The sequence below is a fragment of the Pseudomonas simiae genome, from assembly GCF_900111895.1.
Taxonomy (GTDB): domain Bacteria; phylum Pseudomonadota; class Gammaproteobacteria; order Pseudomonadales; family Pseudomonadaceae; genus Aquipseudomonas; species Aquipseudomonas simiae.
Genome location: NZ_FOKB01000007.1, coordinates 143183 through 158838, shown reverse-complemented (window position 1 = coordinate 158838; position 15656 = coordinate 143183). Strand labels below are relative to the sequence as shown.

General features: G+C 62.4%; 13 protein-coding genes. 10 read left to right on the top strand and 3 right to left on the bottom strand.

Annotation, left to right across the window (positions count from 1 at the left end; genetic code table 11):
- Positions 1 to 54 precede the first annotated feature (54 nt).
- From BMZ57_RS21120 to BMZ57_RS21110, 3 genes are read left to right on the top strand one after another with little or no spacing between them, the layout of a single operon-like run.
- On the top strand, positions 55 to 1791 hold the full coding sequence (locus BMZ57_RS21120) for a type I secretion system permease/ATPase (protein WP_047543381.1): 1737 nt from the start codon (positions 55 to 57) through the stop codon (positions 1789 to 1791).
- Entirely contained in the window at positions 1788 to 3113 is a 1326-nt protein-coding gene (locus BMZ57_RS21115) for an HlyD family type I secretion periplasmic adaptor subunit (RefSeq protein ID WP_069673137.1), read from the top strand. Before BMZ57_RS21120 ends, BMZ57_RS21115 begins: the two co-directional genes overlap by 4 nt.
- Positions 3110 to 4426 (top strand): TolC family outer membrane protein, encoded by a 1317-nt coding sequence (locus tag BMZ57_RS21110; RefSeq protein WP_010206704.1) that lies wholly within the window; start codon positions 3110 to 3112, stop codon positions 4424 to 4426. Before BMZ57_RS21115 ends, BMZ57_RS21110 begins: the two co-directional genes overlap by 4 nt.
- A gap of 97 nt (positions 4427 to 4523) precedes the next feature.
- On the opposite strand, the gene trmA is transcribed toward BMZ57_RS21110, so the two are convergent.
- Entirely contained in the window at positions 4524 to 5603 is a 1080-nt protein-coding gene (trmA, locus tag BMZ57_RS21105) for a tRNA (uridine(54)-C5)-methyltransferase TrmA (protein ID WP_010206703.1), read from the bottom strand.
- The gene (locus BMZ57_RS21100) at positions 5600 to 6895 is read right to left on the bottom strand and encodes an NCS2 family permease (RefSeq protein WP_021492943.1); all 1296 of its coding nucleotides are present in this window, start codon (positions 6893 to 6895) and stop codon (positions 5600 to 5602) included. The genes trmA and BMZ57_RS21100 overlap by 4 nt, the downstream gene beginning before the upstream one ends.
- Before the next feature lie 173 nt (positions 6896 to 7068).
- On the opposite strand from BMZ57_RS21100, the gene BMZ57_RS21095 reads away from it, so the two are divergent.
- From BMZ57_RS21095 to BMZ57_RS21080, 4 genes are all read left to right on the top strand, one after another.
- On the top strand, positions 7069 to 7515 hold the full coding sequence (locus BMZ57_RS21095) for a DUF4879 domain-containing protein (protein WP_010206701.1): 447 nt from the start codon (positions 7069 to 7071) through the stop codon (positions 7513 to 7515).
- Between the two features lie 96 nt (positions 7516 to 7611).
- Complete coding sequence (locus BMZ57_RS21090; RefSeq protein ID WP_010206699.1) at positions 7612 to 8118, top strand: (2Fe-2S)-binding protein; 507 nt, start codon at positions 7612 to 7614, stop codon at positions 8116 to 8118.
- A complete protein-coding gene (locus tag BMZ57_RS21085) occupies positions 8115 to 9104 on the top strand; it encodes an FAD binding domain-containing protein (protein ID WP_069673138.1) in 990 nt (329 codons plus the stop codon). Before BMZ57_RS21090 ends, BMZ57_RS21085 begins: the two co-directional genes overlap by 4 nt.
- Positions 9101 to 11284, top strand: coding sequence for a xanthine dehydrogenase family protein molybdopterin-binding subunit (locus tag BMZ57_RS21080; protein ID WP_042570855.1), 2184 nt, complete (start codon positions 9101 to 9103; stop codon positions 11282 to 11284). Before BMZ57_RS21085 ends, BMZ57_RS21080 begins: the two co-directional genes overlap by 4 nt.
- 157 nt (positions 11285 to 11441) lie before the next feature.
- Here BMZ57_RS21080 and BMZ57_RS21075 read toward each other — a convergent pair whose 3' ends face one another.
- Positions 11442 to 12680 (bottom strand): MFS transporter, encoded by a 1239-nt coding sequence (locus tag BMZ57_RS21075; RefSeq protein ID WP_069673140.1) that lies wholly within the window; start codon positions 12678 to 12680, stop codon positions 11442 to 11444.
- Between the two features lie 318 nt (positions 12681 to 12998).
- On the opposite strand from BMZ57_RS21075, the gene BMZ57_RS21070 reads away from it, so the two are divergent.
- From BMZ57_RS21070 to BMZ57_RS21060, 3 genes are read left to right on the top strand one after another with little or no spacing between them, the layout of a single operon-like run.
- Entirely contained in the window at positions 12999 to 14438 is a 1440-nt protein-coding gene (locus BMZ57_RS21070; RefSeq protein WP_010206693.1) for a cytochrome ubiquinol oxidase subunit I, read from the top strand.
- Between the two features lies 1 nt (position 14439).
- Positions 14440 to 15447 (top strand): cytochrome d ubiquinol oxidase subunit II, encoded by a 1008-nt coding sequence (gene cydB / locus BMZ57_RS21065; protein ID WP_010206692.1) that lies wholly within the window; start codon positions 14440 to 14442, stop codon positions 15445 to 15447.
- Between the two features lie 12 nt (positions 15448 to 15459).
- Positions 15460 to 15627: a DUF2474 domain-containing protein gene (locus BMZ57_RS21060; protein WP_010206690.1), complete on the top strand. Its 168-nt coding sequence runs from the start codon at positions 15460 to 15462 to the stop codon at positions 15625 to 15627.
- The last annotated feature ends 29 nt before the right edge of the window (positions 15628 to 15656 follow it).

The following is a 15656-nucleotide window of genomic DNA, read 5'->3' as shown; positions in this document are numbered from 1 at the left end:
GCCGTTTTACCTGTCAACGCGGCGCTGCCCGCTCAACCCCATGAGAATCCCCAGATGCGCCACGCCGGCAACGAAACCCTGGCCGCCCTCAAGGCCTATAAAAGTGGCTTCTTCAACATCGGCCTGTTCTCGGCGGTGATTAACCTGCTGATGCTCGCGCCGGCGCTTTACATGCTGCAGGTGTACGACCGGGTGCTGGCCTCGGGCAACCAGATGACCCTGTTGATGCTGACGCTGATGATCCTCGGCCTGTTCGGCCTGATGGGCGCGTTGGAATGGGTGCGCAGCCAGGTGGTGATTCGACTCGGTACGCAGATGGACATGCGCTTGAACCAGCGGGTGTACGACGCCGCGTTCGAAGCGCAACTCAAGGGCGGCACCCAGGCGGCGGGCCAGGCGCTGCATGACCTGACCACGCTGCGCCAGTTCGCCACCGGCCAGGCGTTGTTCGCGTTCTTCGATGCGCCGTGGTTTCCGGTGTACCTGCTGGTGATTTTCCTGTTCCATCCCTGGCTGGGTCTGCTGGCCCTGGTCGGGGCGGTGTTGTTGATCGTGCTGGCGTGGGTCAACCATCACGTCAGCCAGGCGCCCATGGCCCTGGCCAGCCAACTGTCCATCAACGCCAGCCAGCAAGCCACGGCCAACCTGCGCAATGCCGACACCATCGAAGCCATGGGCATGCTTGCCACCTTGCGTGCCCGATGGTTCGGTCAGCATCAGGCGTTTTTGGCGCAGCAGAACCTGGCCAGTGAAAAGACGGCGACCGTCACCGCTTGGTCCAAGGGTGTGCGCTTGGCGTTGCAATCCCTGGTACTGGGCCTGGGCGCCTTGCTGGCAGTGCAGGGCGATATCACGCCCGGGATGATGATTGCCGGTTCGATCCTGATGGGCCGTGTGCTGAGCCCTATCGACCAATTGATCGGCGTGTGGAAACAATGGGGCTCGGCACGCCTGGCCTTCGATCGGTTGTCGCAGATGCTGGAGGCTAATCCCGCGCGCCCTGAGCGCATGACGCTGCCGGTGCCCAAAGGCCAACTGAGCGTCGAACAGATCAGCGCCTGTGCCCCTGGCAGCCGTCGGCCGGCGTTGGCTAATCTGGGCTTCACCCTGGCAGCAGGCGAAGTCCTGGGCGTGATCGGGCCGTCTGGCTGCGGCAAGTCCACCCTGGCTCGGATACTGGTGGGCGCCTGGGGCCCCCTGGCCGGCAAGGTGCGGCTGGACGGTGCCGACTTGGCGCTGTGGGACAAACAGCAGTTGGGCCCGCACATCGGTTACCTGCCGCAAGACATCCAGTTGTTCGCCGGCAGCATCGCGCAGAACATCGCGCGCTTTGCTGAAGTCGACGCCGACAAAGTCTTTGCTGCCGCGCAACTGGCCGGCGTACATGAGCTGATCCTGCAACTGCCCCAAGGCTACGACACGCACTTGGGGGAGGGCGGCGCCGGGCTGTCCGGCGGCCAGAAACAACGCGTCGCCCTGGCCCGTGCGTTGTACGGCCTGCCTGCGCTGATCGTGCTGGATGAGCCCAATGCCAACCTTGATGAAAGCGGTGAACACGCCCTGCTCCGGGCCATCGCCCAGCTCAAGCAGCAGCGTCGTACGATCATCCTGATCACCCACAAACCCAACGTGCTAAGCCTGACGGACCAGCTGCTGATCCTCAAGGACGGCCAGATGCAAGCCTTCGGGCCGACGGCGCGCGTGCTGGAGGCACGGCAGAAACCGGCAGCGGCCAAGCCGGTATCGACCATGAGCATGAGCTACCGCCTCGGTGAAGGAAAACAGGCATGAACCAGAGCAAACCCGTGTTGGTCAGCGAAGCGCCTAACAACGTCCTGGCGCTGGATGACAAACAGTACTCGCGCCTGGGCTGGTTGTTGGTGCTCGGTGGTTTTGCCGGGTTCCTTGGTTGGGCCGCGCTGGCGCCGTTGGACAAGGGCGTGGCGGTGCCGGGTAAGGTCATGGTCTCGGGTCATCGCAAGACCGTGCAGCATCCTGCCGGTGGCATCGTCGAGCGTATCGACGTGCGCGACGGTGACGTGGTCAGCGCCGGCCAGGTGTTACTGCGCTTGAAGGAAACCCCGTTGCGCGCGCAGATGCAGTCTCTGCGCAGCCAGTACCTGGCGTCCCTGGCCAGCGAAGCGCGCTTGAGTGCGGAAAGTGAAGGGTTGTCGGCGATCCGTTTCGGGCCTGAGTTGCTCAACGACCCGGAGGCGGCGGGCACGCTGAGCCTGCAACGGCAGCTGTTCAATAGCCGCGCCCAGGCATTGGCCACCGAGCAACAAGGCCTGCGCGAAACCATCGCCGGGGCCGAGGCGCAACTGCGTGGCACGCGGGATTCGCAAGCGAGCAAAGTCCACCAACGCGCCGCGTTGAATGAGCAGTTGCAGGGCCTGCGCGAGCTGGCGCGTGAGGGTTACATCCCACGCAATCGCCTGCTCGACAGCGAACGGTTGTACTCACAAATAGACGGCGCCATCGCCGAGGACTACGGCCGCATCGGCCAACTGCAACGCCAGGTGATGGAACTGCGCCTGCGCATCCGACAGCTCGGCGAAGACTTTCAGAAGGACCTGCGTGGCCAGTTGGCCGAGACCCGCACCCGCAGCGACGACCTGCGTAATCGCCTGGCGTCGGCCGAGTTCGAACTGGCTAACAGCCTGGTGCGCGCCCCCGCATCTGGCGTGGTGGTGGGATTGGATGTGTACACCGAAGGCGGCGTGATCAAGCCCGGCCAGGCGTTGATGGACATCGTGCCCCAGGGCGAACCCTTGCTGGTGGAGGCGCGGGTGCCGGTGCAGATGGTCGACAAGGTGCACCCCGGCCTGCCGGTGGAACTGATGTTTTCGGCGTTCAACCAATCCACCACACCACGGGTGGCCGGCGAGGTGACGTTGGTGTCGGCGGACCGCCAGGTCGATGAACGCTCCGACGAGCCGTATTACACGCTGCGTGCCCAAGTCAGCGCGGCCGGCATGCAGCAACTGGGCGGTGTGCAGATCCGTCCGGGCATGCCAGTGGAAACCTTCGTCAAGACTGGCGAGCGCTCGATGCTCAACTACCTGTTTAAACCTTTGATGGATCGCACCCATATGGCCCTGGTGGAAGAATGAAGGCGCTGTTGTTTACCGTGTGTTTTGGTTGTTCCTCGGCGGTGCAGGCCTTGGGTTTGCTGGATGCCTACGACTTGGCCCTACGCAATGATCCGACATTTCAGGCCGCTATCCAGGAGCGTGAAGGCGGTGAAGAAAACCGCGCGATCGGCCGTGCGGCGTTACTACCGAATTTGTCGTGGAGCTATAACAACTCGCGCAACGCATCCGAAGTGACGGCGGGTGATGTGACCAGTGAGCGTGATTACCGCAGCTATGCGTCGACCCTGACCTTGCAGCAACCGCTGCTGGATTACGAAGCCTACGCGCGTTTTCGCCAGGGCACCGCCCAGGCGCTCATGGCCGACGAGCGCTTTCGCGGCAAGAGCCAGGAGCTGGCGGTGCGGGTGCTCAACGCTTACAGCCAGGCGTTGCTGGCCCAGGAACGCATCGAGCTGAGCCGCGCTCAGAAGCGCGCGTATGCCGAGCGCTTGCAACTCAATGATCGCCTCTTAAAAGGTGGTGAAGGCACACGCACCGATGTGCTGGAAACCCAGGCGCGCTTGAGCTTGGCCCTGGCTGAAGAAATCGAATCCCAGGACGCTCAGGACAGCGCATTGCGTGAGCTGGAAGCCATCATTGGCCAACCGCTGCAGATCGAAGAGCTGGCGCCGCTGACGCGTCAATTCGAGATACCGCCCTTGGAGCCCAATCGTTTCGAAACCTGGCGCGAGATGGCCATGGCCAACAACCCGGAACTTAAATCCCAGCACCATGCCCTGGATGTGGCGTCCTATGAAGTGGAGCGCAAACGCGCAGGACACCTGCCCAAGGTCAGCCTGTATGCCACCAGCCGCCAGACCAACTCCGACTCGGAAAGCAGCTACAACCAGAAGTACGACACCAATACCGTCGGCATTCAGGTCAGCCTGCCGCTGTTTGCCGGCGGCGGCGTATCGGCGTCCACCCGCCAGGCGGCGAACCAGCTGTCCCAGGCCCAATACGAGCTTGACGCGCAAACCTCGGCCACCCTGGTGGAGTTGCGCAAACAGTTCAACCTCAACACCAGCGGCGCGGCGAAAGTGCGTGCCTATGAGATGGCGGTCAGCTCCGCCACAGCGTTGGTCGCTGCGACGAAAAAGAGTGTGGCCGGCGGTGAACGAGTCAACCTCGACGTGCTCGACGCCGAGCAACAACTCTTCACCGCCCGTCGCGATTTGGCGAACGCGCGGCATGCCTATTTGTTGGCGAGGATTCAGTTGAAGTATTACGCGGGGTTGCTGAACGAGCAGGACTTGCGGGCATTGGCGGGGTATTTCCAGCCCTCGGCATAAGTGGTCACAACCCGGCATTCGCCGGGCTTTAGCCGCCGCCCGCGCCAATGGCAAGAAGGGCGGACGGCCGCGCAAGCAGGCACCGGAGGACCTTGAGTTACCGCCGAGTCAATAACACCCCGGACTCCATATGGTGCGTCCACGGGAACTGGTCAAACATCGCGCATTGGGTAATCTTGTGCGTGTCATGCAGTTGCGCAATGTTCGCCGCCAGCGTCTCCGGGTTGCAGGAGATGTACAGGATGTTATCGAAGCGCCGGGTCAGCTCGCAGGTGTCCGGGTCCATACCTGCGCGAGGCGGGTCGACGAAGACACTGCCGAATTCGTAGCTTTTCAGGTCGATGCCGTGCAAGCGGCGGAACGGGCGCACTTCATTCAGTGCCTCGGTGAGTTCTTCGGCGGAGAGGCGCACCAGGGTGACGTTATCCACCGCGTTTTCATCGAGGTTGCTCAGGGCCGCATTCACCGAGGTCTTGCTGATTTCGGTGGCCAGCACTTTGCGTACACGCGTAGCCAGGGGCAGGGTGAAGTTGCCGTTGCCGCAATACAGCTCCAGCAAGTCATCCGGACGATCACCCAAGGCTTCATAGGCCCAGTTGAGCATCTTCTGATTCACCGTGCCGTTGGGCTGAGTGAAGGCGCCTTCGGGTTGGCGGTAACTGAACGTGCGGCCGCCGACGTCGAGTTTCTCCACCACGTAGTCGTGGCCGATCACATCGCGCTTGCCCTTGGAGCGGCCGATGATGCTGACATTCAAGTCGGCCGCCAGTTGGCGTGCGGCGGTGTGCCAGTGCTCATCCAGCGGGCGGTGATAACACAGGGTGATCATCGCGTCGCCGGCCAGGGTGGTCAGGAACTCCACCTGGAACAGCTTGTGGCTCAGGGCGGCGCTGGCTTGCCAGGCGGCCTTGAGTTGCGGCATCAACTGGTTGATGCGTGTGCTTGCGATGGGGAACGCTTCGATCAGGATCGGCGTGCGCTTGTCGTCCTGGGAGAACATCGCGTAGTGGCGCTCACCGCCCTCGCGCCACAGGCGGAACTCGGCGCGCAGGCGGAAGTTCTGCAGCGGCGAGTCGAAGACCTGCGGTTCTGGCGCGTCGAACGGGGCCAGCAGGTCACGCAAGCGCGTGACCTTGTCTTGCAGTTGAGCGGTGTAGCGTGCGGCGTCAAAAGTCATGCGTTGAACCAGCCCAGCTTGATCACAAACAGAATCGACAGAATCACCAGCGCTGGGTTCAGCTCACGGTAGCGGCCCGAAAGCAGCTTGATGGCGGTCCAGGCGATGAAACCGAAGGCGATGCCGTTGGCAATGGAGTAGGTGAAAGGCATCGCCAGGGCGGTGATGACCACCGGCGCTGCAACTGTGATGTCGTCCCAGTCGATTTCGGCCAGGCCCTGGGTCATCAGCACCGCCACGAACAGCAGTGCCGGCGCAGTGGCGAAGGCCGGTACGCTGGCGGCCAGTGGCGAGAAGAACAACGCCAGCAGGAACAAAATCGCGACCACTATGGCGGTCAAACCGGTACGGCCACCGGCGCTCACGCCAGCCGCTGATTCAATGTAGCTGGTGGTGGTCGATGTGCCCAGCAGCGAGCCGGCCATGGCGGCAGTACTGTCGGCAATCAACGCACGACCCATTTTCGGCATGTGGCCGTCCTTGCCCATCAGGCCGGCACGCTTGGCCACGCCGATCAGGGTGCCGGAGTTGTCGAACAGGTCGACGAACAGGAAGGCGAAGATCACGCTGACCAGGCCGATATCCAGCGCGCCTTTGATGTCCAGCTGCAGGAAGGTCGGAGCCAGGGACGGTGGCATCGAGGTCACGCCGCCGAAGGCGGTGACGCCAAGCAGGATCGACACGATGGTCACCGCCAGGATACCGATCAGCACCGCGCCGCGCACGGCCAGGGCTTCCAGTGCAACGATCAGCACGAAACCGAGGGTGGCGAGGATCGGCGCGGGTTGTTTCAAGTCGCCCATGCCGACCATGGTGGCCGGGTTGCTGACCACGATGCCGGCGTTATGCAGGGCGATCAACGCCAGGAACAGACCGATACCGGCGGCAATCGCCGAGCGCAGCGGCAGGGGGATGGCGTTGATGATCCATTCACGAATACGGAAGATCGACAGCAGAAAGAACAGCACCGCCGAGATAAACACCGCACCCAGCGCAACCTGCCAGGTATGGCCCATGTGCAGGACGACGGTGTAGGTAAAGAAGGCGTTGAGGCCCATGCCCGGCGCGAGGGCGATCGGGTAGTTGGCGATCAGGCCCATCACGGTCGAACCGATGGCCGCCGCCAGGCAGGTCGCGACAAACACCGCGCCCTTGTCCATGCCGGTCTCGCCGAGGATGCTCGGGTTCACGAACAGGATGTAGGCCATGGCCAGGAATGTCGTGATGCCCGCGAGAATCTCGGTGCGCACGTTGGTGTTGTGTGCCTTGAGTTGAAACAGCTTTTCCAGCATGCCTGCTCCCTGTGACGCTCTGTGGCGTCGTGATTTGTTGACCTCTAAGTCAAAGCACAAACTGCGCCAAGCGCCTGTGGTTTCAGAGAGGATCGGAAAAAGCGGCGCATCATACCAGCAGCCGAGGCCTTGAGGCATACTGCGCCGACGTTTAAACGAAGGTCACTTGCAGCATGAAAATCGCCAGCCCGTGGAGTCTAGCCCTGATCCCCTGTCTCAGCCTGTTGCTCGGCGCAGCACCGGCGTGGGGCGCGGCTGCACCGCCCTTGAGCGAGGTGCGCGTGTTCAAGGTCGAATCGGCGGCTTGCACCGAAACCATTCCCGAGCGCGCGCAGAGTACGCAGATGTGCACGCACCGCGGTCCCACCAAGGTTTCTGTGATGGAAGTCGGCTTGGGCAATAACCCCATGGGCCGCTTCGATGGTGCCGAATTGAATGGGCAGCGCACGCCGGTCTGCCAGGTCGGCAACATCAGCGAAGTGTGCAACGGCGCAGGCACGCTGATGGGCTACATCTATGTGTTTGACCTGAATGTCGAGGCCCAGGGCTGGTTCCAGTACAGCAATTCCTCGATCAACCCCCCGCAAAACACCCTGACCACGCAGCTCAATATCCGCTGATCAATCAGCTTGAACGCTCAATACCCCGGGAAGTCGTACCCCTGAGACGGCGATTTTCCTGAACGCCGCGGATGTAGACCAACCCGTGAGGTGTTTATGAGCGCGACCCCTAATGGCGCGGCGGCCCAACCGTTCGTCAGCCACTCCATACGCCTGAGCCTCAACGGCCAGGAACGCCAGCTGGATGTGTTGCCCTGGACCACGCTGCTCGACCTGTTGCGCGAGCAACTCGATCTGGTCGGCAGTAAAAAAGGCTGCGACCACGGCCAATGCGGTGCCTGCACAGTGTTGCGCGACGGCAAGCGAATCAATGCCTGCCTGACCCTGGCGGTGATGTGCGACGGCGCCGAGCTGACCACCATCGAAGGTCTGGCTAACGGCGACCAGTTGCACCCGATGCAGCAGGCGTTCATCAAGCACGACGCCTTCCAGTGCGGTTACTGCACCCCCGGCCAGATCTGTTCCGCCGTGGGCCTGGCCAATGAAGGCCGTGCCCACGACACCGCGCAAATCCAAGAACTGATGAGCGGCAACCTGTGCCGCTGCGGTGCCTACAACAATATTCGCGATGCCATCGTGGACGTTGTGGGAGGTGAGCAGTGAACCCCTTCCATTACAGCAAACCCGTCGATGTACAGGAGGCCGTGCACCTGAGCACGGGCGCCTCGCGCTTTATTGCCGGTGGCACCAACCTGCTGGACCTGATGAAAGAAAACATCAGCCGCCCCGAGCACCTCATCGATATCACCGGCCTGCCGTTGCACGACATTCAGGAGACGAGCGACGGAGGGCTGTTGATCGGCGCCCTGGTGAGCAATGCCGACCTGGCCTGGCACCCGCTGATCGAACAGCGCTACCCACTGCTGTCGCAGGCCATCCTTGCCGGCGCCTCGCCGCAATTGCGCAACATGGCCAGTACCGGCGGCAACCTGTTACAGCGCACCCGTTGTTACTACTTCTATGACGCCACCGTGCCCTGCAACAAGCGCGAGCCTGGCACCGGCTGCCCGGCGCGAACGGGCTTGAACCGCATCCACGCGATCCTCGGCGCCAGTGAGCAGTGCGTCGCCACCCATCCTTCCGATATGTGCGTCGCCTTGGCGGCGCTGGAGGCGCGGGTGCATGTCGAAGGGCGCGGCGGTGCGCGGATCATCGAGTTTGCCGATTTCCATCGCCTGCCCGGTGATGCGCCGCAACGGGACAATCAGCTGGCCGACGATGAGCTGATCACCGCCATCGAGCTGCCCGCCGACAACCTGGCGAGCCATAGCAACTATTTGAAAATCCGCGACCGTGCGTCTTATGCCTTTGCCCTGGTGTCGGTTGCCGCAGCGCTTGAACTGGACGGTGACACTATCGTCGATGCGCGTCTGGCCCTTGGCGGCGTGGCCCACAAACCCTGGCGTGATCGCGCCGTGGAAGCCGCGCTGATCGGCCAGGTCGTCAGCCGCGAAACCTTCAGCCACGCCGCCGACGCTCTGCTGCAAGACGCAGAACCGCTGGAACACAACGGCTTCAAGATCAAGCTGGCACGCCGGGGGATTATTCGCGCCCTGAGTGATGCAGCAGTCGCAGGAGAACGCCCATGACCGCTATCGGCAAACCCTTGGACCGGGTTGACGGTCTGCTCAAGGTCACTGGCCAGGCGCGCTACGCCGGTGAGTTTCCCGAGGACGGCTTGCTGCATGGCAGCGTGGTGTCCAGTACCGTCGCCAAGGGCCGTGTGCTGCGCATCGATGCTTCCAAAGCGCTGGCCCTGCCGGGCGTGGTGGACGTGATCCATCACCTCAATCGCCCCAAAATCGCCAGCTACGACGATGCTTTCCAGGACGCCGACGCCGCCGACGGCTCGCCGTTTCGGCCGCTCTACAACGACCGCGTGCTGTACAGCGGCCAGCCCCTGGCCCTGGTTATCGCCGACAACCTTGAGCTGGCGCGGCATGCCGGTTCATTGGTGCAGGTCGAGTACGAGACCGAAGCCTTCGAAACCGACTTGCTGGCCATGCAGGACCAGGCCCACGCCTCGCCGCAGACCCCGCCCACGCCGCGTGGCAACTTCCAGGCCGAATGGACCGGCGCCGCCGTCAGCCTGGACGTGCACTACAGCACGCCTATCGAACACCATAATCCGATGGAGCCCCACGCCAGCACCGTGCTGTATCAGCCGGACGGCACCCTGCATATCCATGACAAGACCCAAGGCCCGCAGAACTGCCAGGCCTATGTGCAAGAAGTCTTCGGCCTGGATAAAAGCCAGGTGCGTATCTTCGCCGCGTTTGTCGGCGGTGCGTTTGGTTCCGGCCTGCGTCCGCAGTACCAATTGCCGCTTGCAGTGATGGCCTCTTTGGCACTCAAGCGTTCGGTGCGGGTCACGCTGACGCGTCAGCAGATGTTCACGTTCGGTTACCGCCCGCGCACCTTGCAGCGCCTGCAACTGGGCGCTGCCGCCAATGGGCGCCTGCTGGCGCTGGGGCACACCGCAATCGGCCAGACCTCGCGCTTCGAAGACTTCAGTGAACACGTCGTGGAGTGGAGCGGCATGCTCTACCACTGCGACAACGTGCAACTGACCTACAAACTGGTGCCCCTGGACGTGTTCACGCCGCTGGACATGCGCGCACCTGGCGCCGCCCTCGGCGTGATCGGCCTGGAGTGCGCCATGGATGAACTGGCCAGCGCCTTAGGGTTGGACCCGGTGCAACTGCGGCTGATCAATTACGCCGAGCGTAACCAGAACGAAGACAAACCTTGGTCCAGCAAAGCCTTGCGCGAATGTTACAGCGAAGGCGCCGAGCGTTTTGGCTGGAACCAGCGCAACCCGGAGCCGCGCAGCATGCGCGACGGTCGCCAGTTGATCGGCTGGGGCATGGCCGGCGGGGTATGGGAAGCCATGCAGATGAAGGCCAGTGCCAAGGCGCGAATCGACGCGCAGGGCAAGCTGACCGTCAGCAGCGCCACCACTGATATCGGCACCGGGACTTACACGGTGATGACCCAGATCGCGGCGCAGGCCAGCGGTGTGGCGGTCGAAGACGTGACGTTTGTGTTGGGGGATTCATCATTGCCCACCGCGCCGTTGCAGGGCGGGTCGTTTACCGTGTCCTCCGTCGGCACCGCTGTGCAGCAAGCCTGCGAAGCGTTGACCGGCAAACTGTTGAGCATTGCCCGGCAGACGTATCCGGTGTTCAAGGATGCCGAGTCCGTGCGCTTCGAAGATGGCCATCTGCATACCGGGGACGTGAGTGTGTCGCTGGCACAGTTGGTCAAGGACAGCGGCGAAGACGCGCTGCAAGTGCAGGTCGACAGTGAGCCCGACAAGAAACGCGAGGGCTACAGCACCGCCACCCACTCGGCGGTCTTCGTCGAGGTGCAGGTGGATGAAGACCTGGGCACCATCAAGGTGCGTCGGGTGGTGAGCGCGATTGCTGCCGGGCGGGTGGTCAACCCTAAGATGGCCCGCAGTCAGATCCTGGGGGGTGTGGTGTGGGGCATTGGCATGGCGCTGCATGAAGAAACCCAGATCGACCATCAGCTGGGGCGCTACATGAACCACAGTCTGGCGGAGTACCACATTCCGGTAAACGCCGATATCGGCGACATTGACGTGGTGTTTGTCGAAGAGCACGACGAGATCGTCAATGCCCTGGGGTCCAAGGGTGTCGGGGAAATCGGTATCGTCGGGGTGGCGGCGGCGGTGGCCAATGCGATTTATCACGCCACCGGCAAGCGGGTGCGGGAGTTCCCCATTACCCTGGACAAGGTGCTCTAGCTCCAATCTTCAACCCACCGAAGATCCAAAATGTGGGAGCGGGCTTGCTCGCGAATGCGGCGGGGCAGTCACCTGATGGGCTGGCTGATTCACCGCATTCGCGAGCAAGCCCGCGCCCACACTTAGTGCATTCCAGCATCAGGGGAGGTGGCGGGGCTTAAACCTTGGCGTCTTGCACTGGCACATGCATCCGATCCCGGTTGGCCAACGTCGGGAACAACTTGATCCAGACCCCGGTCACGACCAGCGTACCGATCCCGCCCATGACCACGGCGGGCACGGTGCCGAACCAGTGGGCGGTAATGCCGGACTCAAACTCGCCCAACTGATTGGACGCACCGATAAACAGGCCGTTGACGGCACTGACCCGCCCGCGCATTTCATCCGGCGTTTCCAACTGCACGAAGGAGGCGCGGATCACCATGCTGATCATGTCCGCCGCGCCCAGCACCACCAGCACCGCCAGGGAGAACCAGAACGAGGTGGACAGCCCGAACGCAATGGTCGCCACACCGAACACGCCGACGGCGGTAAACATCACACGACCCACGTGGCGGTCCACCGAAAACCGCGCCAGCCACAGTGACATCAACAACGCCCCCACTGCCGGCGCCGAACGCAGCAGGCCCAGGCCCCAGGCGCCCGTCAGCAGGATGTCTTTGGCGAACACCGGCAGCAACGCGGTGGCACCCCCCAGCAGCACGGCGAACAGGTCGAGGGAGATGGCACCGAGAATGTCCGGGCGGCTGCGGATGAAGCGGATGCCGGCGAGCAGAGAATCCAGGGTGGCCTTGCCTTTGTTGAGTGGCGTCTGGCGCGCGGGCAGGTTGAGGGTCAGCACGCAGGCGATAAGGTACAGCACCACCGTTGGACCATAGACCCAGACGCTGCCAAACGCGTAGAGCAAACCGCCGAGGGCTGGGGCGACGATGGTTGCCAACTGCTGGGCCGACTGAGACGAGGCCACGGCTCGCGGAAACAAGGTGCTGGGGACGATGCTCGGCAGCATCGCCTGAGTGGTCGGCATTTCAAACGAACGTGCGGCGCCAAGCAGGAAGGCGAGGATAAAAATCATCTCGCGGGTCACGTTGCCGGTCAGCCCGCCGATGGCCAGGCTCAGGGCAATCAGCGCCTGCACGGTCTGGCAGATGGCGGCGACCTTGCGCCGTTCATAACGATCGGCCACATGCCCGGTGTGCAACATGAAGAGTACGCGCGGCACAAACTCCACCAGGCCGACCAACCCCAGGTCCAGCACATTGCCGGTCAGTTGGTAGAGGTTCCAGCCGATGGCCACGGTGAGCATCTGGAAACCGCTGGCGGTAAAGATGCGCGCCAGCCAGAAGGCAATGAAAGGGCGGTGATGACGCAACAGCAACGCGGGTTCACTAGGCATCGGGAGTTCAGGTCAGAGCCGGAGGGAGCGCCGAGATTATCACTAAGTTGTAACAGATAGTTGCAACAACTGAGCTGAGGCAGTCTGTCACGCGGCAAAAGACCACGCCGTCCTACATCGAAAATGGGACTACTCTTTTAGCAATGCTTGATCCAGATCAATGTCCGCCCGGGCATCGACCTGGCGGCCGCAAGGCCAGATTCCCGACGGGGTGGGTTAAAAAAAGAAACGAATTGAAATTCGCCAGACTCCATATCCGTGGGGGCAGTGGGTGCAGGCTCCCGCCAGCAGCCGGTATTACCTGACAGAGGAAGACTTATGTTCGGTTTGGAGGCGCTAGATCTCGCCCGAATTCAATTTGCGTTCACCATCTCTTTCCACATCCTGTTCCCGGCGATCACCATCGGCCTGGCCAGTTACCTTGCGGTGCTGGAAGGCTTGTGGCTCAAGACCCACAACGACACCTACCGTGACCTCTATCATTTCTGGTCGAAGATCTTTGCCGTCAACTTCGGTATGGGTGTGGTCTCCGGTTTGGTCATGGCCTACCAGTTCGGCACCAACTGGAGCCGCTTCTCGGACTTCGCGGGCGCCGTCACCGGGCCGCTCCTGACCTACGAAGTGCTCACGGCCTTCTTCCTCGAAGCCGGTTTCCTTGGCGTGATGCTGTTCGGCTGGAACAAGGTCGGGCGCAACCTGCACTTCTTCTCCACCGTGATGGTGGCCGTCGGCACGTTGATTTCCACGTTCTGGATCCTCTCGTCCAATAGCTGGATGCAGACGCCTCAGGGCTTTGAAATCATTGATGGCCGCGTGATCCCGACCGATTGGTTCGCCGTGGTCTTCAACCCGTCTTTCCCGTATCGCCTGGCGCACATGGCCACGGCAGCCTTCGTGGCCACCGCGTTCTTCGTCGGTTCCTCGGCGGCCTGGCACCTGCTGCGCGGCAAGGACAACCCGGCGATCCGCAAAATGCTCTCGATGGCCATGTGGATGGCCCTGATCGTCGCGCCTATTCAGGCGGTGATCGGCGACTTCCATGGTCTCAACACCTTGAAGCACCAGCCGGCAAAAATTGCCGCGATCGAAGGCCACTGGGAAAACATCGGCAACGAGCCGACGCCGCTGATCCTGTTTGGCTGGCCCGACATGAAGGCCGAGAAAACCAAGTACGCGGTGGAAATCCCGTACCTGGGCAGCTTGATCCTGACTCACTCACTGGATAAGCAGGTTCCGGCGCTCAAGGAATTCCCGCCCGAGGACCGCCCTAACTCGACCATCGTGTTCTGGTCGTTCCGGGTCATGGTCGGCCTGGGCTTCCTGATGATCTTCACCGGTTTGTTCAGCCTCTGGCTGCGCCGGGGCGACAAGATGTACACGTCCAAACCGTTCCTGTACCTGGCGTTGTGGATGGGCCCGTCCGGCCTGATCGCGATTCTCGCCGGCTGGTTCACCACCGAGATCGGTCGTCAGCCGTGGGTGGTCTACGGCTTGATGCGCACGGCGGATGCTTCCTCCGGGCATAGCCTGGCGCAGATGACGATCACCCTGGTGTTGTTCGTGGTGGTGTACTTCGCGCTGTTCGGCGCGGGCCTGGGCTACATGATGCGCCTGGTACGCAAAGGACCTCAGACCCACGAGGGCAGTGAACCTACCCACGGTGGCCCTGGCCAGAAACGCACACCGGCCCGTCCGTTGTCGGCTGCCGATGATGGCAGCGACGACGACCACGTCGACATCCAGCACAAGGGGAATTGAGATGGGTATTGATCTTCCGCTGATCTGGGCCGTGATCATCATCTTCGGCATCATGATGTATGTGGTCATGGACGGTTTCGACCTGGGCATCGGCATCCTGTTTCCGTTTATCCCGGGCAAGACCGACCGTGACGTCATGATGAACACCGTGGCCCCGGTCTGGGACGGCAATGAAACCTGGTTAGTCCTGGGCGGCGCAGCGTTGTTCGGCGCGTTCCCGCTGGCCTATTCGGTGGTGTTGTCGGCGCTGTACCTGCCGCTGATCCTGATGCTGATCGGGCTGATCTTCCGTGGCGTGGCGTTCGAGTTCCGCTTCAAGGCCAAGGACCACAAGCGTCACCTGTGGGACAAAGCGTTTATCGGTGGCTCATTGGCGGCGACGTTCTTCCAGGGCGTGGCGCTGGGGGCGTTTATCGACGGCATTCCAGTAGTGGATCGCCAGTTCGCCGGCGGCTCACTGGACTGGGCCACACCGTTCACGATGTTCTGCGGCGTCGCGTTGATCGTGGCCTATGCGTTGCTCGGCTGCACTTGGCTGATCATGAAGACCGAAGGCCCGCTGCAGGAAAAGATGCACAACCTGGCACGGCCATTGGCCTTTGTGGTGCTGGCGGTGATCGGCATTGTGAGCATCTGGACGCCATTGACGCACCCGGAAATCGCCTCGCGCTGGTTCACCCTGCCGAACCTGTTCTGGTTCCTGCCGGTGCCGATCCTGGTGTTGGTGACCATGTATGGACTGTTCCGCGCGGTGGCACGTCATGCGCACTACACGCCGTTCCTGCTGACCTTGGTGCTGATCTTCCTGGGGTACAGTGGTTTGGGCATCAGCCTGTGGCCGAATATCATTCCGCCCTCCGTGTCGATCTGGGATGCCGCGGCGCCGCCGCAAAGCCAGGGCTTCATGCTGGTGGGCACCTTGTTCATCATCCCGTTCATCCTGGGCTACACCTTCTGGAGCTACTACGTATTCCGCGGCAAGGTCACCCACGAAGACGGTTATCACTAGGAGGGTCGTTCCATGTCCGGCAAACCTTCGTTGCACGAGATCGAACAGGCCGAGAAACAGCCGTTGTGGCGGCGCCTGGGGTGGCTGGCGATGATCTGGACCGGCAGCGTGCTGGCCTTGTTTGTCGTGGCGAGCCTGATGCGCATGTTCATGAATGCGGCGGGCCTGACCACCCACTGACATCCCGATCCGGGCTTTGCAGCCCGGCT